This window comes from Paenibacillus taichungensis (assembly GCF_050994985.1).
Taxonomy (GTDB): domain Bacteria; phylum Bacillota; class Bacilli; order Paenibacillales; family Paenibacillaceae; genus Paenibacillus; species Paenibacillus taichungensis.
This window is the reverse complement of record NZ_CP194720.1, coordinates 5,162,016-5,184,905: the sequence shown is the minus strand read 5'-3', so window position 1 is coordinate 5,184,905 and position 22,890 is coordinate 5,162,016. Positions and strand designations below refer to the sequence as shown.

General features: G+C 45.1%; 19 protein-coding genes. 13 read left to right on the top strand and 6 right to left on the bottom strand.

The features are described from left to right. Positions 1–59 precede the first annotated feature (59 nt). Positions 60–1,112, bottom strand: coding sequence for an ankyrin repeat domain-containing protein (locus tag ACR1R9_RS23340; protein ID WP_433922559.1), 1,053 nt, complete (start codon positions 1,110–1,112; stop codon positions 60–62). 280 nt (positions 1,113–1,392) lie between these two features. Between ACR1R9_RS23340 and ACR1R9_RS23335 the strand changes: the two genes are divergently transcribed. From ACR1R9_RS23335 to ACR1R9_RS23320, 4 genes are all read left to right on the top strand, one after another. After that, positions 1,393–1,962 carry an SF0329 family protein gene (locus ACR1R9_RS23335; protein ID WP_076291621.1) on the top strand — a complete coding sequence of 190 codons (570 nt, stop codon included), beginning with the start codon at positions 1,393–1,395 and terminating at the stop codon, positions 1,960–1,962. 111 nt (positions 1,963–2,073) lie between these two features. Next, positions 2,074–3,234 carry a cobalamin-independent methionine synthase II family protein gene (locus ACR1R9_RS23330; protein WP_433922560.1) on the top strand — a complete coding sequence of 387 codons (1,161 nt, stop codon included), beginning with the start codon at positions 2,074–2,076 and terminating at the stop codon, positions 3,232–3,234. Between the two features lie 278 nt (positions 3,235–3,512). Then, a complete protein-coding gene (locus ACR1R9_RS23325; protein WP_433922561.1) occupies positions 3,513–6,878 on the top strand; it encodes a HEAT repeat domain-containing protein in 3,366 nt (1,121 codons plus the stop codon). A 198-nt stretch (positions 6,879–7,076) separates the two neighbouring features. Next, a complete protein-coding gene (locus tag ACR1R9_RS23320; RefSeq protein ID WP_175380966.1) occupies positions 7,077–7,784 on the top strand; it encodes a DNA alkylation repair protein in 708 nt (235 codons plus the stop codon). Between the two features lie 204 nt (positions 7,785–7,988). Here the strand turns inward: ACR1R9_RS23320 and ACR1R9_RS23315 are convergent, their stop codons facing one another. Further along, positions 7,989–8,564 (bottom strand): TetR/AcrR family transcriptional regulator, encoded by a 576-nt coding sequence (locus tag ACR1R9_RS23315; RefSeq protein WP_433922562.1) that lies wholly within the window; start codon positions 8,562–8,564, stop codon positions 7,989–7,991. Between the two features lie 201 nt (positions 8,565–8,765). Between ACR1R9_RS23315 and lpdA the strand changes: the two genes are divergently transcribed. The 4 genes from lpdA (at position 8,766) to ACR1R9_RS23295 (ending at position 13,526) form a co-directional block, all read left to right on the top strand. Continuing rightward, on the top strand, positions 8,766–10,169 hold the full coding sequence (lpdA, locus tag ACR1R9_RS23310; RefSeq protein ID WP_433922563.1) for a dihydrolipoyl dehydrogenase: 1,404 nt from the start codon (positions 8,766–8,768) through the stop codon (positions 10,167–10,169). 224 nt (positions 10,170–10,393) lie between these two features. Next, a complete protein-coding gene (locus ACR1R9_RS23305; protein ID WP_076291626.1) occupies positions 10,394–11,026 on the top strand; it encodes an HlyD family efflux transporter periplasmic adaptor subunit in 633 nt (210 codons plus the stop codon). Next, positions 11,010–12,182, top strand: coding sequence for an ABC transporter permease (locus ACR1R9_RS23300; RefSeq protein ID WP_433922564.1), 1,173 nt, complete (start codon positions 11,010–11,012; stop codon positions 12,180–12,182). Before ACR1R9_RS23305 ends, ACR1R9_RS23300 begins: the two co-directional genes overlap by 17 nt. Positions 12,183–12,353: 171 nt before the next feature. Further along, positions 12,354–13,526 carry a DUF4317 domain-containing protein gene (locus ACR1R9_RS23295; RefSeq protein ID WP_076291628.1) on the top strand — a complete coding sequence of 391 codons (1,173 nt, stop codon included), beginning with the start codon at positions 12,354–12,356 and terminating at the stop codon, positions 13,524–13,526. 117 nt (positions 13,527–13,643) lie between these two features. Here ACR1R9_RS23295 and ACR1R9_RS23290 read toward each other — a convergent pair whose 3' ends face one another. After that, positions 13,644–14,588 (bottom strand): helix-turn-helix domain-containing protein, encoded by a 945-nt coding sequence (locus tag ACR1R9_RS23290; protein WP_433922565.1) that lies wholly within the window; start codon positions 14,586–14,588, stop codon positions 13,644–13,646. Between the two features lie 172 nt (positions 14,589–14,760). Between ACR1R9_RS23290 and ACR1R9_RS23285 the strand changes: the two genes are divergently transcribed. The 4 genes from ACR1R9_RS23285 to ACR1R9_RS23270 all read left to right on the top strand — a co-directional run bounded on the left by ACR1R9_RS23285 (position 14,761) and on the right by ACR1R9_RS23270 (position 19,246). Continuing rightward, a complete protein-coding gene (locus ACR1R9_RS23285; RefSeq protein ID WP_063567121.1) occupies positions 14,761–15,780 on the top strand; it encodes a glycoside hydrolase family 88/105 protein in 1,020 nt (339 codons plus the stop codon). 13 nt (positions 15,781–15,793) lie between these two features. After that, positions 15,794–17,974 carry a 1,3-beta-galactosyl-N-acetylhexosamine phosphorylase gene (gene gnpA, locus ACR1R9_RS23280; RefSeq protein WP_433948877.1) on the top strand — a complete coding sequence of 727 codons (2,181 nt, stop codon included), beginning with the start codon at positions 15,794–15,796 and terminating at the stop codon, positions 17,972–17,974. A gap of 301 nt (positions 17,975–18,275) precedes the next feature. Next, positions 18,276–18,950, top strand: coding sequence for a hypothetical protein (locus ACR1R9_RS23275; RefSeq protein WP_433922566.1), 675 nt, complete (start codon positions 18,276–18,278; stop codon positions 18,948–18,950). A gap of 110 nt (positions 18,951–19,060) precedes the next feature. Further along, positions 19,061–19,246 (top strand): hypothetical protein, encoded by a 186-nt coding sequence (locus tag ACR1R9_RS23270; RefSeq protein WP_433922567.1) that lies wholly within the window; start codon positions 19,061–19,063, stop codon positions 19,244–19,246. Between the two features lie 149 nt (positions 19,247–19,395). Here ACR1R9_RS23270 and ACR1R9_RS23265 read toward each other — a convergent pair whose 3' ends face one another. Then, positions 19,396–20,736: a lytic polysaccharide monooxygenase gene (locus ACR1R9_RS23265; RefSeq protein WP_376041584.1), complete on the bottom strand. Its 1,341-nt coding sequence runs from the start codon at positions 20,734–20,736 to the stop codon at positions 19,396–19,398. Positions 20,737–21,132: 396 nt separating this feature from the next. Here ACR1R9_RS23265 and ACR1R9_RS23260 point away from each other — a divergent pair, with 396 nt between their 5' ends. Next, positions 21,133–21,348, top strand: coding sequence for a hypothetical protein (locus tag ACR1R9_RS23260; protein ID WP_076291635.1), 216 nt, complete (start codon positions 21,133–21,135; stop codon positions 21,346–21,348). Positions 21,349–21,491: 143 nt separating this feature from the next. Here ACR1R9_RS23260 and ACR1R9_RS23255 read toward each other — a convergent pair whose 3' ends face one another. After that, positions 21,492–21,815 carry a hypothetical protein gene (locus ACR1R9_RS23255; protein ID WP_376041580.1) on the bottom strand — a complete coding sequence of 108 codons (324 nt, stop codon included), beginning with the start codon at positions 21,813–21,815 and terminating at the stop codon, positions 21,492–21,494. A gap of 112 nt (positions 21,816–21,927) precedes the next feature. Then, the gene (locus tag ACR1R9_RS23250) at positions 21,928–22,872 is read right to left on the bottom strand and encodes an alpha/beta hydrolase fold domain-containing protein (protein WP_433922569.1); all 945 of its coding nucleotides are present in this window, start codon (positions 22,870–22,872) and stop codon (positions 21,928–21,930) included. Positions 22,873–22,890 lie beyond the last annotated feature (18 nt).

Here is a 22,890-nt window from a genome sequence, read left to right as displayed (position 1 = left end):
CTTCATCCATTTACGCGATTTAGGGAACATCGGAGCCGTTTCCGATTCTACTGAAGATGTTAACGCGTATACTCCGGCTTCTCCATAGCAATGGGTTGAGGATTATCCAGCACCCATAACACCGCCAGCTCACTTAATCGGGCAGGCGCATCATAATTCGATCCATGGCGAAGCTTGTGGGCCAAGTCTGTTGCTTCTTGAAGAAGTGCCGGGGCTAATGGCGTACCAGATCCCAGATGGCGAATCAGCGCATCCAGCATGTTGCGATACGGCTCATCCCAGTTTCCACCGCCATTATCCAATACTTCATGGGACACACGTCCTGTGATGCGGATGACTTCTCCCTGAACCGTTTGGGCATGTCCCTGGGCCGGGATGAGATACTCCCACAGCTCCTGATGCTGTTTGGGCCAAGTAGTTGCTTTTACCTGAATGGGAGCTGTTCCATCGTGCATCATTCGACTCGCTACCGGCTCGACATCAAATTGTTGATAGAGCTTGCTCAGTGCGTCTGAAACTTCATCTACCTTGTCCTTATTGAACTTCTCACGGACAAATTCAAAATCCTTGCCAATTCGCTTCACGGACTCTTTCATTTCCGGGGTGACTGTTGCTCCGGCATCCAGCAGAATCGCGGAAATCTTCGACATACTGACAATATCGCTATTTCGGCTATTCATTAATCCTTTGGCTAACGGAGTATTGCCTCTTTGATTGACTACATTGATATCAGCACCTCGGGCTACCAATTCTTGTACCACTTCGGTTCTATACGCATTGACCGCTGCGTGTAATGGTGTTTCATTTTGGTAGTCCACAGCTTCCAGATCCGCACCTAATTCAAGGAACAGGGCTACATTTCCTGACCAGTGTGAAGCATGGGCATGTAATGGAGTGCGTTGATAATTGTCAAGTGCGTTGATATCTGCCCCTTGTTCTACCAGCCAGCGAACCAATTCATCGGAAATATGCCGAAAGCTGAGGGCCGTACCTTTGCTGTAGCCCCCGCGGGCATCCCATTCGCATTGCTCGAAGACCTCTTTTACGGCAACGATATCATTATCTTTAACGAGTTTTTCCATATGCGCAGGTAACGTTGTCTCCTTAATCATTAAACTCTTCCTCTCCTTTGTGGATAGCATCATCGACTTCTGAAGGCAGGTGAAGATCTTCTCAATTGACAGACAAATGATAGTTTAATAGATTACAGATAATTTCCAGCAAGTTTATCATATCCAGAAGTGGAAAACCAATAATAGGAGTTTTGACTTTAAGGGCTGGGTAGATCAATCCAGGATGTCTGTTCGTTGTGCTATGTTATAATTTAAATCAATATCGTTTTGAACTGATTGCCTTAGATGAGGCAGCAGGCTTTTGAGAATAGGAGGATCTATGTCCTGGAGTAAATTAAAGCAACAGCTAGAAAGTTTTCTTAGTCCTGCGCTGGTTGGAAAAGTAGATTACCGGGCGACCAGCTATCGCTATTCACCTGATAAATCAGGTAGTTGTTATCTGACCGTGGATCAGAAGAATATCCTCAATATGGGGGACACAACTTCACCAATCCGTTGGTATCATTCCGATCAGGAGATTAAGAATGATCCCAATATCGTGATATCTGTAAGTGATGAAGAGATTGAAGCTATTCGAAACGAAACCAAAGGGAACGTTCCAGAGGACCGTCTTCAAGTCATGGCAAGAAGCAGAAAAGTCTCCGTACATGCCAAAGAGCTGTTGCTGGCACAAACCGCGTTAAGTAAAACGAATTTTACAGCAGCAGCGACTACGTTTTTGTCCACTTCCATAGAGGATAATCTGGAGAGCAAGGAGATTCTGTTCAATATTCTGGCTTTGGTGGACAGACGTGTTGGCAAGAAGCGAATTCTGAACATGTCTGATTCGATTAAAATGAAGCATCCGGCTGTGCAGTATTTTTATGAAATACGGCGCAGGACGGTGTGAAATTGATATATTGCTATAGCTTTTAACTATAACTAGTTATGGCATTTAAGTATCTCAGCCAACCTCGTTCTGCATGATATGATAATGGTATACAACGAGGGGGTTTTTGACATGACTGATAAGTTCCAGATCGTAGGTAGTTTGTTGCGTCCTGATGAGCTGCTGACATATAAAACGCAAATTGAACATCGTGATGATATCAAATATCCATTCTATGAAAGTTTTGAAGGTTATGAAAAATGCGAGACTGAGGCCATCAAACAAGTGGTGAAAAAAGAAATCGAGCATGACCTGTCGATTATTACAGATGGAGAGTTCTCCAAATCGATGTGGCATCTGGATTTTGTTTGGGGCTTTGGTGGAGTTGAGCGTTATATTGCAGACCATGGCTATTTTTTCCGTGATGTCGATGGATCTTCAAAATATGAAACACGTAAAGATATTGGCCTGCGCATAACGGGCGAATTGAGCGGTAAAAATCATCATTTCATTCAACTGTTCAAACAACTGCAAGACACGGCGGGTGACCAGCAAACGAAACTTTGCGTTCCATCGCCATCCCATATTTTTGGTGAACTCTCCTGGTCGGATAATATCGGCGGTACGGACGCTGTTTATCAGAATATTCAGGAGCTCAAAGCGGGTCTTGTGAAAGCTTATAAGGAATTTGTGGAAGAATTCGCTGCGGTAGGCGGTAAAATCCTGCAAATGGATGATTGCTTGTGGGAGCTGTTTGCAGACGATAACCCGAACTCTCCGTTTACAGGGGAGCATATTAACCAAGAGGAAGTACAGGGTCTCGCTACAGAATTTATTGATATTAACAATACAGTGATTGACTTCGGTCATAGCCTGGGCTTGAAAATGTGGACACATAATTGTCGCGGCAACTATGATTCTCGCAACATGGGCGGTGGATCTTACGCGAAAATCGCTAACCTGTTCCTGAAGCAATTGAAATATGATCGTTTCTTCCTGGAGTGGGATGATGATCGTGCGGGTTCGCTTGAGGCGTTGGAAGTGTTCAAGGACAGACCTGAAACAGAAGTCGTATTAGGTTTGCTTTCCTCCAAAACGAGTACACTCGATGATGAAGCGCGTGTTGTTCGTTTGCTGGACGAAGCATCCAAAATCATCGATAAAGATCGACTGCTGCTGTCTCACCAATGCGGCTTTGCATCCTGCGATGGTGGTAACGAATTAAGCGAAGCTCAGCAATGGGCGAAGATTGATCAGGGTCAGAAGATCGCCAAGCAATACTGGAACAACTAAATTAGAATTGCACCATCTTGAATGAATAGGGATGACTCGTAGGGCCATTGGTGGACCTGCGAGTCATCTTTTTGCATATAGTCGAAGACACGCTTGGCTTTTATAGCATAGGTGGAGATCGATTCCACGGACTATGCCCACCCCGGAAACATCTATCCAAAAGGAAAAGCTCTTGCCCACGCAGAAGTTATATACTTTCAAACTCCTGCGATGAGAAACAATGGCATGGATGCATTGAGTGGTTATATAGAGTGAAAGGGAGAGGGGACAAGATAATAATGAATCAAACACCGTTAGAAAAAGACCGGGTTCTTAAGAAACTGGATTCGCTTGGATACTCGGACCGGATGAAGCAAATAGCTCAACTGGGTCACCAGCATTCGGATCAGGCAGGGTATTCTGCGTTACTTATAGCTTTACTCGATAGCGGTACTGCCTATGAAGCACATCTGGCATTGACTGGTGCGAGTGTAATAAATGATGTAAATGCCGTATTGCTTGCTTTGAAGCATCCCAAGGCAGGGGTCAGAGGTCGGGCAGCCGGACTGTTGACTACAGTGGTGACAGATCCAGATTATTCAATTGAATCCGAAATCATTTCTATGTCCTATCATTCCCGCCGTCAATTATTGCAAAGCATTGTGAACCATCGTAGACAGGATTGGGCGGAGCGTCTGTTACCACTTGTGCTGGTTCGCTGGGGGGCACAGGAAGCGGCTTTGGTACTGTCCGTGTGCGGTGAAGAGACGGTTCGCGGCAGACTTCCGGAACTCGGCTATGCGCTCCGCAATTGGCGGGTAATTACGAAGCGTTTTCCTGATCTGGTCGCAACATATCTGGAGCATGCTCTGCAAAGCGCGACACAACGTGGAAGAAATAGCGTATGGTGGACACTTTCTTCGGCGGTGGAGAAGCTGAGTGAATCCAGACCAGCGATCGTGCTGGAATATGCGCTCAAATATGGACCATTCGATACGATACATCCTGTGATTAAGCAGCAATTGGGTGTCCTGATCCAGACGAGCCCTGAAAGTGTCTTCGAACTGCTGACACGGGAGGAGACACGAGGTTATCTCTTAGAGGAGGGGGTACCAGCCGGTGTTCTGAAAAAAAGAAAATGGTTCACTACAGCCCAGTGGACCACGCTGGTTACCCTACTCATTGACGAACCCATACACCTTGCCAAAGTATTGGAAACACTTGCACCGTCAAGTCGTGAAGCGATATTTGATAAGGCATATAAGGAAAATGAGCGGAGGACACGCATTTTTCCTACGTCGTTATTGGACGTTCTACCGCACCAACTGCGTGACAAGGAAGCAACGCGCATGCTCGGATTGCGCGACATCCGGGATGATCGGAAACAGACGCTTGAGATTACAGCCCGCCGTTTGATCATTCATGCGAGGGAAAAGCTGGAGCAAGCTGTTCAGGTATCGAATGCGGATGAACGTGCTGCGGCGTATGGTCGGCTTATTCGAAGCACGGCGATATCCCGCCGGGGGATGGATGAGACATTGCGTTTCCTGACACGAGTCAAGAACGATCAGGACCCGGTACGTTGGACGGTGATGTCTGAACTGTCGAACTGTCCTGTTCCCATGTTCACCGAGCAGCATGTGGACGACCTAACTGTGCTGGCAGACAGCGTGGTCGAAGCCAGAGATACCTCATATGGGACGAAGAATGCGACAGAGAGACTGGCCTTCTCCATACTACGTGAGCATGCGCAATCGCCGGATAGCAGGCTTTTCAGGTTTGGTTTGAGAACGTTGAAGAGAATGGTCGTGCGGGATGGGCAGTTCGTGTTGTATGAGAGAGATTGGAATAGTATACCTGATCATGCGCTTGAGGTTTTGTTCGATGAGTTGTATGCATTGGGTATAGAAGCGAACAAGCGAGAGAACGATGTTGTGGTCTTGCGTATGGCCGAATCTTTCGGTAAGGCGATTGATCGTTTGCCTAAGCTACAACACTTGCTGGAGGAACTGGTGAAGACAAAGAAGGCTCCTGCTCAGGCGATCCGATATTGGCTGGCTCCTTACGAAACGCGGGATGAAAGAGTCAGAGAGTTGCTCGACAGAGACCCGTCCTTCATCTCGTTCCATGAGGTGTTTTGGCATTTGCACCTGAAGCGACAGGAGTGGCTGGATCCGTTCATCGCGGGAACAGTCATTAAGGGCAAGCATTTGTCGGGAAAAACCATTTATGTTGTGCCTGCTAGTGACGGATTTTATAGGTGGCTGCCACGTCAACAGAAAGCACTGGCCTCCCTGCTGGAACAAGTCGCACTCGATACCAAACGAACTTCCTATGAACGCGCTGCAGTGATCCGAAGGCTGGCGAGCATGCCCGACCACTGGTCCGAACAATTGGAGGTGCTGTTGCAGGATTCGGAAGTGCATGTCGTGGAGGCGGCACTGTATGCCTATTCGTTAGGTGAAGAACCGGAGAAGGCACTTCCTGTTCTACTGGACAATCTGGATGGAGACCGTGCTCGTGTTGCCATGTATTCAATCCCTAGATGCGCGCGCAGGGTGAGTCCAGTTTTGCTAACGTCGATGCTTTCGGAGTTGCTAAATCGGGAGAAACTGAAGATTACGGTCAGAAAAGAAGCCATTCGGCTGCTTGGTGCTTATAAAAGCAATGACAGCATGACCCTCCTCGTTCGGGAATACGAGAAGCCCAATACTCACAAAGACGTCATTATCGCCATTGGACATGCGGCAAGGCAATGTCTGGATGATGAGCGAAGCTGGACCATGATGAGTACGATGGCTTCCTCTTCGGAGCGGGATATTGCCCAAAGCTTGTTGAACCAGCGGCCCAGCGAACTTCCGCTGGAATCGCGTCCAAGGTATTTGAGATGGATTACAGGGATCGCAGGCCATGCAGATCCGATTGTAGCCAGAGAGGCTTTTCGCTCCATGATCTCGTGGTTGAACGGGAATGAAGAAGTAATCGTCACTTGTGCCAGTAGCACACTGCTTGATTTTCAGGATAGTACCCGATGGAAGGCAGCGCTGGACACCCTTATTGCAGCTTGCTCGGAAGGCAAAACAAACGAACAGGTCATCGAGGTTTGCAGACAACTGGCTGCCACAGAAACGATAGACGAATGGAATGCGGGGAATGAGAGAGATCTGCCGCAACGGCAGCGTTTGCTCGCACTGATCGACAAGTTAACCTCGTTGTCTCTGACGGAAAGGAAAATGCTTGTTCCTTTGTATACGGGTATCATTACATGTCTCAATTCTGATGAAACCATGAAGCTGGCGGTAATCCGGTTGCATCTGGCTATGATAGACTGGAGCAAGGCGGACCTGGCGATAGGCGGCTTGGACCCTGTCATTGGCATAGTGAACAGACAGCCGTATGTATTGGATTTTGTGAACCGGAAGGTCAGTCGTGTCGTGAATGCAAGCAAAGGGTACTGGAAGCCGGAAGACCTCCTTCAGATGGTGGATCAGTTGAATGCTCGGCCTCACATGGCCGCTTTCCGTATAGGGCTATGTTTGTTGAAGATCGCCGGCGAGGCATTATTATGGAATGAGGACTGTTCGGATCGTTTAAGAGTATATCGAACCCATGAGCAGGAAGCTGTCCGTCTGATGGCTTTGGATATATGGACAACTCTTGAATAAGCATAATTGAACAGTGCGGTACAGAAAGTATTCTGTACCGCCATTTTATTACTCGATAATTAGCTCATTTCAGATCTGTGATTATGGCGCTTTAGGAGAATCTGGATGAGAAGCACGGGAAGAAGCTGTGATACAATGAGAGCGAATTTGTTGTACGGATCATCTGGCGAGTAAGTAATATAAAAAGGGGTGTTATTCATGAACGTGGAAGAAGTGATGCAGGAGCTTGAGGCGCTCGGTAAAGATCGAACGAAAAAAATTTACATCTCCAACGGTGCGCATGAACCGCTATTTGGCGTGGCAACCGGGGCGATGAAACCGATGGCGAAGCAGATCAAAAAGGATCAACCTTTGGCGGAGCAATTATACGCTACGGGGAATTATGATGCGATGTACTTTGCGGGAGTGATTGCCGATCCCCAAGTGATGACGCCAGCTGATTTCGATCGTTGGATCGATGCCGCTTATTTTTTCATGATCTCCGATTATATCGTTGCTGTGACGTTGGCCGAGACAGATATTGCGCAAGAGGTCGCTGACGCATGGATTGCTAGTGGTGATGAACTGAGAATGTCAGCGGGATGGAGCTGTTACTGCTGGCTGCTCGGAAGCCGGAAGGATGCTGAATTTTCGGAGAATAAAATGATGGAGATGCTCGAACTGGTGAAAAACACGATTCACGAATCTCCGGAACGAACGAAATATTCGATGAACAACTTCCTGTATACCGTCGCGACCTCCTATCAACCGTTGCATGATCAGGCGGTGGAGACAGCCAGGGCTGTGGGACCTGTCGAAGTGAACAAGAACATGCCCAAGAGCAAGCTGCTGAATGCCTCTGAAAATATCCAAAAGGCAGTGGATAAAGGGCGGACGGGGTTCAAGCGTAAATATGTAAGATGCTGAAATTTTCGCCGTATCGTCATTTCTCTTATACGGAGCATATCTCTCTAATGAAATAGCTGCTTTTAAGGGCGGTAGGCTTAACAAGAGGATACACGATCAAGTAGACCGCAACCTTCACAAAGGTGGGCGGTCTACTTGTGTTTTCAGCTTGATAACAAAATGAAACAACCTCAAAGCTACGTATCGTATAAAAGCCCGAAACCTCTACATATCGTTCCGTTTAACCATTTCTTTCGCTTGCTGCCTGCCCGCCGAGAGAAAGCTGTCGCTAAGATCAGAATCACTAACAGACCGTGCAAGAACAAGCGAGCCAACCATGGTACTGAACAATGCACGACCTTTGTATACATCGATTTCAGCCAGATTGGAGATAAAAGTGACCATCCGCTCCAGTTCATGAGTGAATACCTGCCGAACCTCTTCGGAAGAGCGGGATATTTCGCCGGAAAGGGCAGGGAATATGCAGCTCATTTCCGTTTTGTCGCGGTGATAAGGACTGAGATAATAATCGATGACTGTATTAATTTTGGGATTCTGCTCTTCCTGATCCGCGACTTTTTGAAGAAGTGCGATGGTATCGCTAATGGCATATTCACAGGCTTCGGCGACCAACTGTTCCTTGTTGTCAAAGTGTGAATAAAACCCTCCATGAGTTAATCCGGCACCCTTCATAATGAACGGTACACTGACATCTTGAATACCGTTGGTGCGAAAAGCCCGAGCAGCACTTTCAACAATTTTACCTCGTACTTTTATTTTATGGCCTTTGGGATAGGGCATTATCATTCACTCCATAGCTTCATCATTCTGCTTTTTTAAAATATTATAGTCATCATAATAAAGCCTGTCAATTTGGCGTTTGGATGTTTGTTGATTTACAAAAGGGCCAAATACGGTTGTTGACTGCCTCAAAATATGATGGTTATAATATATTACGATCATCATATTTTAAATCGGCTTCAAATCGGGAGGTATCAGGATATGAGTAAGCTTGAATCTGTAGATACGTTAGTTATTGGATCAGGTCCGGGAGGATATGTGGCGGCGCTTCGTTCTTCGCAACTGGGAATGAAGACGGCAATCGTCGAACGTCAACAGTTAGGCGGGGTTTGCACGCATGTGGGTTGTATACCATCCAAAGCATTAATTGCAGAATCACATCGCTATGATTTGTTCAGACAGTTCAATCAAGCTGACGCGGCAGCGACATTTAAGATTGCTCAGCATTTTAAGCAGGGGGTTGTGAATAAACAGGCAGGTGGCGTCCACTATTTGTTAAAGACTGCGAATGTGACCATACTCGAAGGCGAGGCCAGTCTGGTGGATGAGCACACAGCGATGATCCAGCAAGCTGGACAGGAGCAAAGCATTTCTTTTAAAAACCTCATACTGGCAACGGGGTCTCGTCCAATTGAGCTGCCAGCATTTCCAGTTGGAGGTCGTATCTTGTCTTCCACAGAAGCACTGTCTCTGCAGGAGGTTCCGAGTAGTCTGGTTGTGATCGGCGGAGGGTATATTGGTGTGGAGCTTGGACAGATGTATGCCAAATTCGGAACAAAGGTGACGATTCTGGAGGGAGGAGCACAAGTATTGCCCGGATTCGAGGCGGAATTTGCTGCCCCTGTAGTCAAACAATTGAAGGCGGATGGCATCCACATCGTAACCGGAGCGATTGCTGAAAAGGTGGAGCAGAAGGCTGATTCCATTACACTGCATTATTCCAAAAATCAAGAGCAGCACCAAGTTACAGCGGAATATGTATTGGTCACAATCGGCAGGAAACCCAATACAGACGGCCAGTTAGAACTGGAACGCATAGGTTTGCCCGTAACAAACAAGGGGCTGATTGAGACGGATGAACAGTGCAGAACGGTTATCCCGCACATTTATGCCATTGGAGATATTACAGCCGGCCCGGCACTCGCTCACAAGGCCTCCTATGAAGCTAAAGTAGCAGCAGAGGCCATTTCGGGTCTCACCTCCAAAGTGGATTACAAGGTGATTCCGCTTGTCGTCTTTTCTAATCCGGAGCTATCCTGTGTTGGAGTAAGTGAGACGGAAGCCAAAGCACAGGCCATTCCGGTGATTATCGGAAAATCTTCTTTTGGGATCAACGGAAGAGCATTGGCATTAAGGGAAACCGATGGATTTGTAAAAATTGTGGCTGACCCAACCTCAGGAATTGTCATTGGTGCGCAAATCGTTGGCGTGGAGGCATCCACACTGATATCGGAGCTTGCGCTTGCGATTGAGATGGGCGCAACCGTAGAAGATCTGGCCATGACGATTCACCCTCATCCCACGTTGGGAGAAGTGATTATGGAGGCTGCCGAGAACGTGGTCACCCAAGTGATAATGAAAAGCAAAAATACGCAGCAAATTTGACCATATAAATTGAACTAAACTTTTACACAATAACGGAGAGGACAGAAAGAACCTGAAGAAGCGAAGCGCTCGCCTTTATCCCCGGATATTACCATTAAAAAAAGGAATCAAAAAAATCTGGGGATAACAGCGATCGAAAGGTTGTTCTGTCATCGGAGTGTCCAGTGTAAATATTTTTAGTTCAACTTATATACACGAGGATTGGGAATGGGAGAGATAAAAGGATGAAGTTAAAAGCAGGTTTGTATATCGGAATTGCGATGGTGCTCATTGTTGGAGGTTCACTTCTGGCTGTTAAAGGGAAGGATGCTGTAAGTCAGGCCGAGAGCAGGAAACAAGGCATGCTTGAGGCAGAGCAAACGACATTGTTTTATCAGAATAGTCCGGGGGCGATTTTAGAGGCGGGTGCGTCTGCAGGTGACTCCGTGAAAGAGGGAGAGGTGCTTTTCAAAGTGAAATCAGCTGGGGAAGGAGATGTGGATGTACTCGCACCGTATGATGGTTTGGTCGACCGAGTTGCTGTAAAGCAGGGAGATCAAGTACAAGCAGGTGTGCCGCTGGCAGTTCTGCAAAAGAATAATTACTATACGGACATTTACATACAGGAGAGTGAAATTCAAAAGATTGAAGTAAATCAAAGCATTGATGTTCATTTTCCGTATTTGGACCAGCCAACACAGGTGAGCGGGGTTGTTACGTCCATCTCATCTGCCCCGCAATTCGCGAGCTTGCGCATGTCACGGGAAAAGGGGCAAGCCGATTTAAGTATGTTTCTGGTCCGAATATCGATGGATTCGAATGCTGATTTACTTCCCGGGATGACAGCAGAGGTGAAACTTGATGAAATCACTGATTGACGAGTGGAAGTACGTATCGGGAAGTAAGTATGTTCGATTGATTTTTATCGGCCCGCTTATTGCAGCCCTATTCTTTGGTTTAATGTTCTCGCAGAATCAAATTAGCAAATCGCCAGTTGTGATCATTGATGAGGACCATAGCGAATATTCATGGCAGTTGATCTCCAAAATAAATGCCTCGCAATATATGAGCGTCAAAAGCATATATGCGAGCCGAATGAGTCCGGAAACATTACTTGTCAATGAGCAGGCAGTAGCTGTCATTATGCTTCCCAATCAATTGGGATTACGTCAACAACAGGGGAAATCGACGAATATCGGCATCTTGATGGATAACACAATGCCCTCGGGGCTAACCGGAATCCGGACCGCGATTCAGGAGATCATCCAGACGGAAAATATGACCCTTTCCATGACACGACTGATCCAGAAAGGGATGGATGCAGAAACGGCTAAAGGAATCGTGTCGCCGATCTCGCTTCAGCAAAGGATGCTGTTTAATCCAACCTCCAGTTATGTCGGTTTTATGGTGCTTGGATTTGTGAATATCGTAGTATTGATGATTACAACAAGTGCAGCGGGCTCGATTGCACCTCGACTACGTCAGGAAGGGAAGCTTTTTACAAACGGAAGGTCACCTTTCCAGCTATGGGTTAGGAGTGTACCGTACGCTGTGTTGAGCTCCCTATCGCTGCTCCTATCCTATGGATTATTAAAGCAGGTGGGGGGAATGCGTTTTGAAGCGGAGCCTTATCTTTTTATTATCCCACTGGTTATTTATGCCTTCGCCTTGTCACTTCTGGGTATGTTGATTGGATACACAGCCAAAGACATATCTAAAGTCAGCCTAAGAACCAGTTTTGTATTGTATCCCTCCTTTCTGGCCACGGGAATTCAACTAACGCCGCTTGCGTTTCCAGAACCGTTCCAAATTTTCGCATGGGCATTACCGATGAACTGGCTTAACCGCCTGATTCGCGGGATGGCTTTTCGGGACGGAGCACTTACAGCCTACAGTCAGGAGTTGGGGGCATTGCTAATTATTATTGGCGTTGTGTCCTTGTTCATGGGGTTACTGTTTCTGCGGGAAACGAGGAAAGCTTCTACCAGCCGGGAACCCCTGTTGAATGCAGATATGTTGCCGAGCAGCAGTTAATTGAAAAGATAAGCTGTGAATCGAAAAACAGACGCACGGGAGTCATTCCTGATGCGTCTTTCTTTTTAGTTACCGCAGATGACTTATAAAGATAAAGGTCCTTCTAGCGAAGGTTTTTTATATCGTTTATACTTGTAAGGCCAATTTACTTGAGGAGTTGTCTAACGAATCATGAATAAAAAAGAAGTAGCGCATATACGCAAACAGTTTAAGATGGATCATGATCTACTGAATATTTACGATATTCTCAACGTGTATATTACGAAGGAAACGAACGAAATTTATCATTGGGAGCGCCATCCGTTTGAACTGGTGGACAGAGAGAAACAGGAACTGTACATGGGCAATTTCAAAAAATTGCTAACGGGTGAGCTGGATCAGAAATTGTTTGAGCTGAAGTTCCAGGAGCAAGCGGAGGAGCCGGCTCAGGTGATGCTTCACCAAGCACTGGTAACAGGGGATCCGGAGGAATGGCAGGACCTGATGCTCCTGTTAGTAGAAAGAATGTTGGTGGATGCCAAGTATGAACGGGATATGGTGATCACGTTTGTTCGTGGACAGTATTACTTGCCAACCAAGGCTCGGAACGATGAAGCGGAAGAGAGCGAGAAAAATGAAGTGTTCGCACATCCATTCATTCTGTGCAGTGTGAATTCCACGGAGAAGCAGCGGAAAACGCTCTTGTTTGATTACGTGGAGAGAGAATTTAAGTACAATGTCATTGTAGATCCGGTTGTCAAATTAAGCACCCCGGAGCAGGGTTTCCTGTACCCGAGTGTGACGGACAACTACTCCGATGTAAATCGTGTTCTATATTGCACAGGGAAATCCAATTTCCCGGATCCGCATTTTGTTGAGAATGTTTTGAATGGAGAAAGGTCTGTGACAGCGCTGGAAGAACGAGCGATTTTCGAAGATATCGTGAAGGAAGTGGCCGGTGAACAACTGGACTCAGCCACAATCGCACATGTGTATGAAGAGATCAACCGGGTCATTGAAATTAACGAAGAGTCACATGAGGAAGAACCTCCGAAACTCGATTATAAAGACCTGGAACGTGTACTGACTGCAAGCGGTGTAGAGGACCTGACGTCTGAGAAGGTGGAACGTGCATTTGAAACTATCGTCGACAACAAGAATTATGAAATGAAAGCGACCAGTGTTATGCCGAAGTTTACGTCCAAGTCCATTAAGATTGAAACTAAAGTTGCTACGATTTCGGTTAGCCCACAAGACTTGAGATATGTGAAACAAGTGAATTTTCAAGGCAGACGGTGTATCATGATTGAAGTCGACGAAGATGTCGTGATTGAAGGGTTTACGCTTACGACAGAGGTACTGTAGTTAGCATGGTGGTAATTAAACTAAAAAACTAAACATTTCAGTTCAAAGAAGACGCTCGAGACTCGCTCCCGAAGCGTCTTTGATTTGCCTATAAACTCTATCGCAGATATCCCTTCCCTACATCCACCCCGTAAACTCCAATATGGAGGCTTTCGCAGATTGAACTTCAGACTGTGCGCCTTTGCGCCATTCTTTCGGCGATTTCCCCATAAGTTTGGAGAAACAGCGATTAAAGCTGGAAATGGACTGAAAACCGACTTGTTCAGAGATCGAAAGAATGGAAGCGTCCGTGCTTTTTAATTGTTTGCAAGCTTCTTCGATTCGGGTGCTGTTCAGGAAATCCAGAGGTGCGGTTCCCATAATGTCATGAAATTTCCTGCGAAAATGTGTGGTGCTTAGGTGGCACAGATCAGCGAGAAAATCGATAGTTATGGGCGACATATAGTTTTTGGTGATATACTCCAGAACCGGAGAAATAACAAGGTCACCTTTTAGATTATGCTGCGTTTCTTGATCTGCCAAGGGTTCATTCCGGGAATGGATTCGCAGAAGTTCGATATAAAGGGATAACAATAAGCCATAGGCACTTTCCTGATAAAAAGGATTTTTCTGCTTTAATTCCTCTACCACAGATGTCGCAAGGGTATAAATCCTCGGATGTTCCTCCCTGTTTAAAATGCAGTTCAATCCCTTAATTGCCCTCAAATTGGGCTCAAAGTTACTGTAGGCACTGCTCTTAAACGATTGTTGAAAGAGGTCCTCGGGCGAGAAAAAGAGATAAGACCATAAGCTGGCTTCATTGGGTGAACTATACGTTGTATGAGGAAGATATCTGGGGATAAAGGTTACATCACCGGCTTTAAAAGGTACAGATTCACCTTTGATCTCCATAATGCCGCTATCTGAATGGCAAATACCAATCTCCAGATGGTTGTGAAAATGAAGATGTTCACTTTTGATATCGGATATTTTCCAACGTTCACCGCTTAACAGCAGAATAGGAAAGTGGATTGGCAAGCTATAGTGGCGGTATTCAATAATAGGCTGCTTTTTTCTGGGCACATTCGATAACTCCCATTCATAAATGATTGAAATTGCGTAGTTTTGTTGCGAATATGCTTAGATTGACACTATTTTACTGCGTACAATGGAATAAGTAAAGCGTTTTCAAACCAAGGACGGACAGCTCTCAAGCGCATTTGGGGGCATGTGCGCTACGAGAGGGGAATCACCGATGCTTCAAGTGAAATATGACAGGGAAGAAATTTTAAACGTTATTGATAACGTTACGAAAAAAACACTGGCGATGGATTTGACGTGGGATTGGCCTTGCGGTGTGGCGTATTATGGTGTTTCCAGAGCTTATCAAACGACAGGCAACCAAGAGTACTTGGACAGGCTTGTCCAATGGGCGGATGAATACATCGAGCTGGGGTTGCCGGACTGGACCGTAAATACATGTGCGATGGGCCATATGCTGATTACTTTATATGAAGAAACAGGGAACCAAAAATATTGGGATATTGTAATGAGCAAGGTGGATTATCTACAAAATCATGCGCTCAGATTCGGAGATAACGTGCTGCAGCATACCGTATCCATTTCCAATGATTTTCCCGAGCAGGCATGGGCGGATACCTTGTTTATGGCGGCATTTTTCCTGCTCCGTGTAGGAAGCAAATTAAAGGATCAGGATATGATCCAGGATGCTCTGAATCAATATTACTGGCATATCAAATACTTGCAAGATCCGAGTAGTGGTTTCTGGTACCACGGCTACAATAACGTTAACAAGGACCATATGTCTGGATTGTATTGGGGAAGAGCAAACGCTTGGGGTGCTTACACCATGTCGCAAGTAAAACCACAGTTGAAGGACTGGTATCTATATCCACAGTGCATGGACGTAGAGTGCTCGCTCCGGGATCAACTGGCAGCTCTGAAGCTCGTGCAGACGGAGAATGGCTTGTGGCGGACAGTTCTGGATGACGAGCAGTCGTATGAAGAGGTGTCGGCTTCCGCTGGTATTGCAGCAGCCATGATCAATAACGGTAATCCGCTCCATACCAAATACGTTCAAAAGGCATTGGAAGGTATCCTGAACAACATTAGTGAAGATGGACGTGTGCTTGGTGTATCTGGTGGTACGGCGGTGATGAAGGATCGGGATGGCTATCGTAATATTCCAAAAGACTGGATTCAGGGCTGGGGTCAGGGCCTGGCACTCGCTTTCCTGTCTGACATGTTGAAATAGGGAGGGAACCAAGTTGTCCAAACCAATCAAAGGCTCCTTTACACTACCCGGCGAATCCGGTTATGAGGCACTGACTTTGGAACTTGCCGAACGGTGGGGTGCCGATGTCATTCGAGACAGTGACGGTACACAATTATCCGATGAAATTATCAACGCGGGGTATGGCATTTATTCGACCATCTGCATCATCCGGGATCATAACGAATGGGCATCCCAAAATCAAGATAAGCTCCAGCAATGTTTTCTTATTACGAATCCGAAGGTAGCTGTACAAGATTATGTATCGTTTTATCTGATGGAGGATTTCTTTGCTGAACAATTCAAGGTGAATGATTCCAAAGAGGCCTTTAAGTATTGGCAGGTCTTTGACCGGACAACCGGGGAGGAAGTGCCAAGAGGGCAGTGGAATTATGAGAGGGAATCCGGCCATGTAGTCATTACCGGCATTGTTCCTTGGCATAAATACACAGTAAGCTTCATGGCCTATCGGATCTGGGAAGAAATCTCGATGTACAATCACACCACGAACCATTGGGACAAGGAGCACTTGATGCAAATTGATCCGATCTATACGGAAACGCAGACATATCTGCTGGATTGGATGGAGGACTGGTGTCAGCAGCATCAGGAAACAACGGTAGTTCGTTTCACCTCATTGTTTTATAATTTCGCCTGGATCTGGGGCAGCGACGAGCGTAATCGACATCTCTTCTCGGATTGGGGTTCATACGATTTCACGGTAAGTTCGAGAGCGTTGGATCTGTTTGCTCAAAAATATGGGTATTCACTCTCGGCTGAGGATTTTGTGAATGGCGGCAAATATCGCGTGAGTCATATTCCGGCGCAGCAGCGCAAGCTGGACTGGATGGCGTTTATCAATGATTTTGTCATCGAATTTGGGAAGAAGTTAATTGATATCGTGCATAACCACGGCAAGCTGGCGTATGTCTTCTATGATGACAGCTGGGTTGGTATGGAGCCTTATAATGACCGCTTTCAGGAGTTTGGATTCGATGGGATGATTAAATGTGTGTTTTCCGGTTATGAGGCGAGGATGTGTTCAGGTGTTAACGTGGATATCCATGAAATTCGTCTGCATCCCTACTTGTTTCCAGTTGGTTTAGGCGGACTTCCTACCTTTAAGGAGGGCGGAGACCCTACGCTGGATGCCAAAAAGTATTGGATTAATATCAGGCGAGCTTTGCTCAGAGAGCCGATTGACCGGATTGGGTTGGGTGGATATCTGCATCTAGTAGAGCCTTACCCCGACTTTTGCGATTACATCGAGAAGATTGCGGACGAGTTCAGGGAAATAAAAGAACTTCATCATGAAGGCAAGCCCTATCAGATTAAGACGAGGGTAGCTGTTCTGCATAGCTGGGGCAAATTAAGATCGTGGACGTTGTCCGGCCATTTCCATGAAACGTATATGCATGACTTGATTCATGTAAATGAAGCCTTGTCAGGCTTACCGGTTGAAGTGCAGTTCATAGATTTTGAAGATATCCGTCAGGGCGTGCTGCAACATATAGATGTCGTGATCAATGCCGGCTCTGCCGGTTCAGCCTGGAGCGGCGGAGAACATTGGAATGACCACCATTGTGTGGACCTGCTGACCAAATGGGTGTATGAAGGCGGTACTTTTATTGGCATCAACCAGCCATCGGCGGTAGAAGGGTACGACAGCTTTTTCAGAATGGCACATGTTCTTGGGGTGGATGAGGATACTGGCGCCAGGGTGGTTCATGGAAAATGGACATATGAGACTCGCGATGAGCATGGTTTGTTGCCGGAAGGGGCAAAAATAGCACCGAAGAATAACATATACCTTACCGATGGAACAGCTGCTGTGGTGGATAAAACGGATGGCATGATTACATTGTCTACACATGACTTTGGTAAAGGAAAAGGAATCTACCTGCCTTCATTCGAATTCAGTTGGGAGAATACCAGATTGCTGATGAATCTGATTCGCTTTGCAGGTCATGAATTCCATAATTCGAAGTACATTACGGATAACTTATTTACAGAGTGTACTTATTATCCGGAGAGTAAAATGTTGGTCGTCATTAACAATAGTGATCAGGTTCAAACCACGACAATTGATACGGACTACGGAAAACAAACGCTCGAACTGGCTCCGTATGATACGGTCATCACCAAGATTGGTTTAACCAAATCGATGTCCTCATAGAATATCTTCTGCATAGACCGTTTCCCTGATCAGGGAGCGGTCTATTTTGGCTAAAAAGGAATTCTGCTCATGAATATTTTTATAATGTAAACCATAAAAGTAAATCTGTTCTATGACTCAACCATGGACATTTTCTACTTCGTCTATATTACTAGGGAGGGTAATCTTTATTCAGTTGGGATGAGTTTTTGTATAGAAAGGGTGTTCGTCTTTTAAAAATAGGGTTATTTCACAAAATATATGAAAATATCAAATAAATCATGTTAAAGTATATGGTGATTATGGGAATTGGAGGGTTGAAATGGAAATACATAATAAGTTTAATCAAATTAGAATTAGAAACAATTCAACAACTGAACAAAAAACAATTTCCATTGTAAGTGCGATAGTGATCGGGGTAATTTTAGGTTTAGCAGCAAAGCTTGTAGATGCACAGGGGATTAATCCCATATTTGATGCTATCGGTGGACGTTTAGGTATATGGATTTTTGTTGCAACACTCTTATCGGTTTTTAGTTATTCTCCTAAATTAGCAGCTCTAAAGATATTCTTCTTTTTTGTGTCGCTATTAACTGCTTACTATGTGTACACCGTGTTTTTTTTGCACTTTTTCCCCAAGAGAGAAATTATATTTTGGGGAATATGCGCGTTGATATCTCCGGTATGTGCTTATGTAATGTGGTATGCACGTGGCTATGGAATCATATCTAGCTTGATTTTATCCTTTCCGATTACAGCCTTACTGTCAGAAGGATTTCAATTGCGGCACGCTTACTTACCTGAGCACACTCACTACTATTTGATCCCTATACTTTTGGGAATATATCTGATTATGGTCATTGTTTTACTTTTTATTGTTCCTAAAAGTCCGTTAAGATTTCTGATTGTTCTACCAATTTCTATAGTTCTGTCGTTCATTATGATATATTTTCATGTTTTAGGGCATATATTTGGTGGATTAAACGGCTTTTTGTGAGGCTAAAAGAAAAAAATGTAGAGCAATATTTGCTGGAAGTCATCCAACCTAACGAATCCGCAGTTCCGCTCTAGTGTGGAGAAGAACGATCTGGAGCAGTTCAAAGAATTTTGAAATGTGGAGCCCTCCTGCAAAATTCAATCGATTCCACCTACGCTGTGCCTGAAGCTTTTATCTATTTGGTTGCACGTCTGGATCACAGCATTGTTGGCTATGGCCTTGGGGTGGGTGAGGATTCAGGCGCCAGAGTCGTTCTTGGAAGATGGACATATGATAAAATCGGTATAGAAACATAAAAAGCAAGCAATAAGACGTTCGGGACTAATTCCTGAAGCGTCTTATTTTGCATGTGTAGTACACAGCCGATCCCCTGAATATGGACCGGCTATGTTGTAATCAGAATCTTATAAGGACTTCTTTTTAACTAATCCTCCAGTCAATCCAGTTATTGCACCTGCCAGAGGGTTGGTGTTGCCGAAGGAATCCAATCCACTTGAGACGTGTGTGTAAGAAGGCATTTATACGTCAGGTTATTGTAGCTCACGATTGTGCCCACTGTGTATTGCGTGTTGGCTGCCCATGCAGGTGCAGTAGCAGCCGCGGCTGTTTTACCGCTGACTGTGCTAGCAGCAGATTGGTTGCCTGCTGCATCAACAGCATAAACCGAGAAGTTGTAGGTTGTGTTCGCTTCAAGATTGGTTACCGTATAAGACGTTGCCGTCCCGGATGTTGTTGTAACTAAAGTAGAGCCGTTATAAATTTTATACCCTGTCACGCCTACATTATCCGTAGATGCCGTCCACATCAGCTGAATGCTGGAGGCGGTTGGTGTTCCCATCACATGCAGCCCGCCTGGAGATGTAGGTGCGGTAGTGTCGTTTGCAGGAGGCGCAGTTGTGGTAACGCTTACACTATTGCTGGCTGCAGATTCATTGCCTGCTGCGTCGACTGCTTTGACCGTAAAGGTATAAGCCGTGCTTGCTGTAAGCCCTGTTACGGTATAGCTTGTAGTTGTGCCAGATACATTGCCTATTAAAGTAGCCCCGTTGTAAATTTTATACCCCGTTACCCCTACATTATCTGAGGAAGCCTTCCACGATAAGGATGTACTGGTTGCAGCAGTTGCAGTTGCCACAAGTGCAGTTGGAGGTGTTGGTGCTACATTATCAACCGGGTTCGTCCCGGAGAAGTTTACATCGATGACATTATAGAAGGCATTAGGAGTATCCGCAACCTCCCAGACTGCTAGAATGACATGATAACCGCTGCGATCTGGTACGTTGCATGAGTTGGTGTAGCTAAATGGAGGCTGGCTGCCATTATAGGGAACTGAACAGAACGGTGTCAGGTCAAACGAATCACGGGATAGAGGTGCATTCGGATTCCAGTTCGTTTTCGTAATATAATATTTCCAGCTTGCCGTTGAATGGTTAGCTGTCAGCTTCCAAGTAAACGTATTACTGCCACTAGACATATTCACTTTCGACCAACGTGTGGCGGATTGCTCATCGAGCTTAGGGAAGACGCCGTTAGCGCTTGCAATATGGCCGTCCGTAGGTCCTGCAGTAGGGAAGCCTTTAGGTGCTTCCAGGCTTTGGGGTTCATACACGATACTGCCGCAATCTTGATTGACTCCCGAAGCACAAAGTGCAGCTCGACTCGCTGGCCCTTCTACGTAACCATGTGACAACGCCTTGGGACTGTTGAACAGCATGCTTACTGTTGTAAGCACCAGCAGACAGCAAATCATTACTAGCTTTGAAGACGGTAAAATGAATCTGAACATTCGATAGCCTCCTGTATCATTTTTTTTATATAAACTCAAGTAAGAGCTTATATCGTAATTAAGGAAGTGCTATTCCATATACCATATATGGATATTGTTCAATAAAGAAATCGATATACGGGAATTTCTAAAGTTATTGTAAAGGACCTACATTTGCTGAACAAGGATAAATTTGATAGATAATCCAGTTATTCAAGACTTAGGTAGGCATGCAAAAAGGCCTTTGCGGAGAGATCATCTCTTCACAAAGCCTTTATTTCCGACAGGATTGATAAGTGAAGTGCGTATTATACATCGATTTTACAGAAAAGGCAAGGGGAAAAAGATTGCTTTTAAGAAAGGAATCGTTTATGCTAAAAAAAGGAAGTTTACTATAATTGAAAGGAGGAAGTTGAAATGGAAAATATGTGTATGAACATGATGATGAACATGTGCATGGAAGAAATGATGTCCAAGATGAAATCCATGAAGATGATGATGGAATGCATGGAAGACAAAAGCATGATGGAAGGCATGGACATGAATAAAATGATGTCCTGTATGCAAGAATGCGACGAAATGATGACCACAATGATGGGCATGATGAGCAACATGAAGAAAGCATCCATGTAATTATCGATCATTCATTTTATGTAAAGCTGGCGGGCTTTACATATTTGCGGAACAGTTGACTGTACGCATCAAAAGAATAGTAAGCCTTTAATCAAGGCGGGTTAAGCAGACGAACTGCAGACCGGCTTTTTTTCTTGTTTATTTTATTTATATTGAAGAATCTTCCGAGAGACATCAATCCGCATTAGCTTCAATTTGAACCATTGCTCCTGTAAAGACTCAGTCTGGTAACCCTCTGAAGCGACTCTCAGTTTGCTGAAAATGTCTATCAGTTGCTTGTTGATTCGGTCATAGCTTGTAAGCAACTCACGGAGCAGTATCGCTTTTCGTTCTTCCTCCAGCAACGCGTCCTTCTGATCTTGAAGCTTCCTGAGAATATCTTCAGCCCATTCCGAGTCTTCTATGGTACGGGCATAATTATATAAGTCCAAATAATCGTTAACCCAAGTTTGTGTCAAAGAATCCATGGCGTTATTCACTCCAGTCAGCTACTCTTTTCTATATACCGAGTATTATACCCGGAATAATACAATTTACAAGGGTTGAATGTTATTTTCCTGTTTTTTTTCAGTAGCAGTCTTATTTATGCGATTCCTGTGATACATGCTTAATAATATTTATGATTTTGCGCTCTGCATCCTTGGCTTCAGGAATAGGATAAAGCACAAAGACGTGATTCATTTTGGGATATACAAAGGTATTATGGTCAATATCCTGATCGGTAAGCAGTTTGTAGAGCTTCATGTTGTCGGGAAATAAACCTTCATGGGTTCCGATGAAAATGGTAATCTTTCCGAGTCCTTTGAAGTCTCCGTAGATTGGACTGATCAATGGATCATCCAGATTTTTATCTGCCGCCCATATTCTCCGAATTACATCATAGCCTTCCACAGCCAGCATCGGATCTCGGGTCTCATAGTCGAATATGACCGGATTGTCCAGAACCATATCCACACATGGCGATAACAAAATGATATCTTTGGGTTGAGGAAGAAGATTCATCTTAATGTAATGTGCGAAACTTAGCGAAATATTTCCACCCGCTGAATCTCCCATAATAGTAAGTTGTGCAGGACTCTTTATCGATTCAATGATTTCCCGGTATAAGTTTAAGAGTCTTGGATATGTATGCTGGTAGTTGAAATGAGGCACTTTGGGATAGATGGGGGCTATAACTTTGGCATTCAACGATTGTGCGATGCGGTCCATGAACTTCCAATGAAAGGTTAGCGGCTGGTGTGTATGAGCGCCGCCATGTATATATAGGATCACTTTTTGATCAGCAGATTTCTGGTCATTCAATGTAAACACCTGCATGTCTTCAAAGGAACGTTTGTTGACTGAGGAGATTAATTTAACCTTACCCAGCTCATAAGGCTTAGTGTTCTCTACACCCATGTGTTCCAAGTGCTTCAGGGTGTTTTCTCGCGTGGATAAATTCTTCTTGCTATCTAAAGTTCCGATGTATTTTTCTAGTAAATAGCTCTTGATAGAGCGTTTTTTGTTATATATATTTACACTCATGTGGCCGCCGCCTCTCAT

Coding starts and splice junctions, on each gene's coding strand:
- ACR1R9_RS23260 (WP_076291635.1), top strand. CDS start 21,133: ATGGAAAATATGTGTATGAACATGATGATGAACATGTGCATGGAAGAA.
- ACR1R9_RS23305 (WP_076291626.1), top strand. CDS start 10,394: ATGAAGTTAAAAGCAGGTTTGTATATCGGAATTGCGATGGTGCTCATT.
- ACR1R9_RS23320 (WP_175380966.1), top strand. CDS start 7,077: ATGAACGTGGAAGAAGTGATGCAGGAGCTTGAGGCGCTCGGTAAAGAT.
- ACR1R9_RS23250 (WP_433922569.1), bottom strand. CDS start 22,872: ATGAGTGTAAATATATATAACAAAAAACGCTCTATCAAGAGCTATTTA.
- ACR1R9_RS23300 (WP_433922564.1), top strand. CDS start 11,010: ATGAAATCACTGATTGACGAGTGGAAGTACGTATCGGGAAGTAAGTAT.
- ACR1R9_RS23340 (WP_433922559.1), bottom strand. CDS start 1,112: ATGATTAAGGAGACAACGTTACCTGCGCATATGGAAAAACTCGTTAAA.
- ACR1R9_RS23335 (WP_076291621.1), top strand. CDS start 1,393: ATGTCCTGGAGTAAATTAAAGCAACAGCTAGAAAGTTTTCTTAGTCCT.
- ACR1R9_RS23325 (WP_433922561.1), top strand. CDS start 3,513: ATGAATCAAACACCGTTAGAAAAAGACCGGGTTCTTAAGAAACTGGAT.
- ACR1R9_RS23275 (WP_433922566.1), top strand. CDS start 18,276: ATGGAAATACATAATAAGTTTAATCAAATTAGAATTAGAAACAATTCA.
- ACR1R9_RS23265 (WP_376041584.1), bottom strand. CDS start 20,736: ATGTTCAGATTCATTTTACCGTCTTCAAAGCTAGTAATGATTTGCTGT.
- ACR1R9_RS23330 (WP_433922560.1), top strand. CDS start 2,074: ATGACTGATAAGTTCCAGATCGTAGGTAGTTTGTTGCGTCCTGATGAG.
- ACR1R9_RS23285 (WP_063567121.1), top strand. CDS start 14,761: ATGCTTCAAGTGAAATATGACAGGGAAGAAATTTTAAACGTTATTGAT.
- ACR1R9_RS23255 (WP_376041580.1), bottom strand. CDS start 21,815: ATGGATTCTTTGACACAAACTTGGGTTAACGATTATTTGGACTTATAT.
- lpdA (WP_433922563.1), top strand. CDS start 8,766: ATGAGTAAGCTTGAATCTGTAGATACGTTAGTTATTGGATCAGGTCCG.
- ACR1R9_RS23315 (WP_433922562.1), bottom strand. CDS start 8,564: ATGCCCTATCCCAAAGGCCATAAAATAAAAGTACGAGGTAAAATTGTT.
- ACR1R9_RS23295 (WP_076291628.1), top strand. CDS start 12,354: ATGAATAAAAAAGAAGTAGCGCATATACGCAAACAGTTTAAGATGGAT.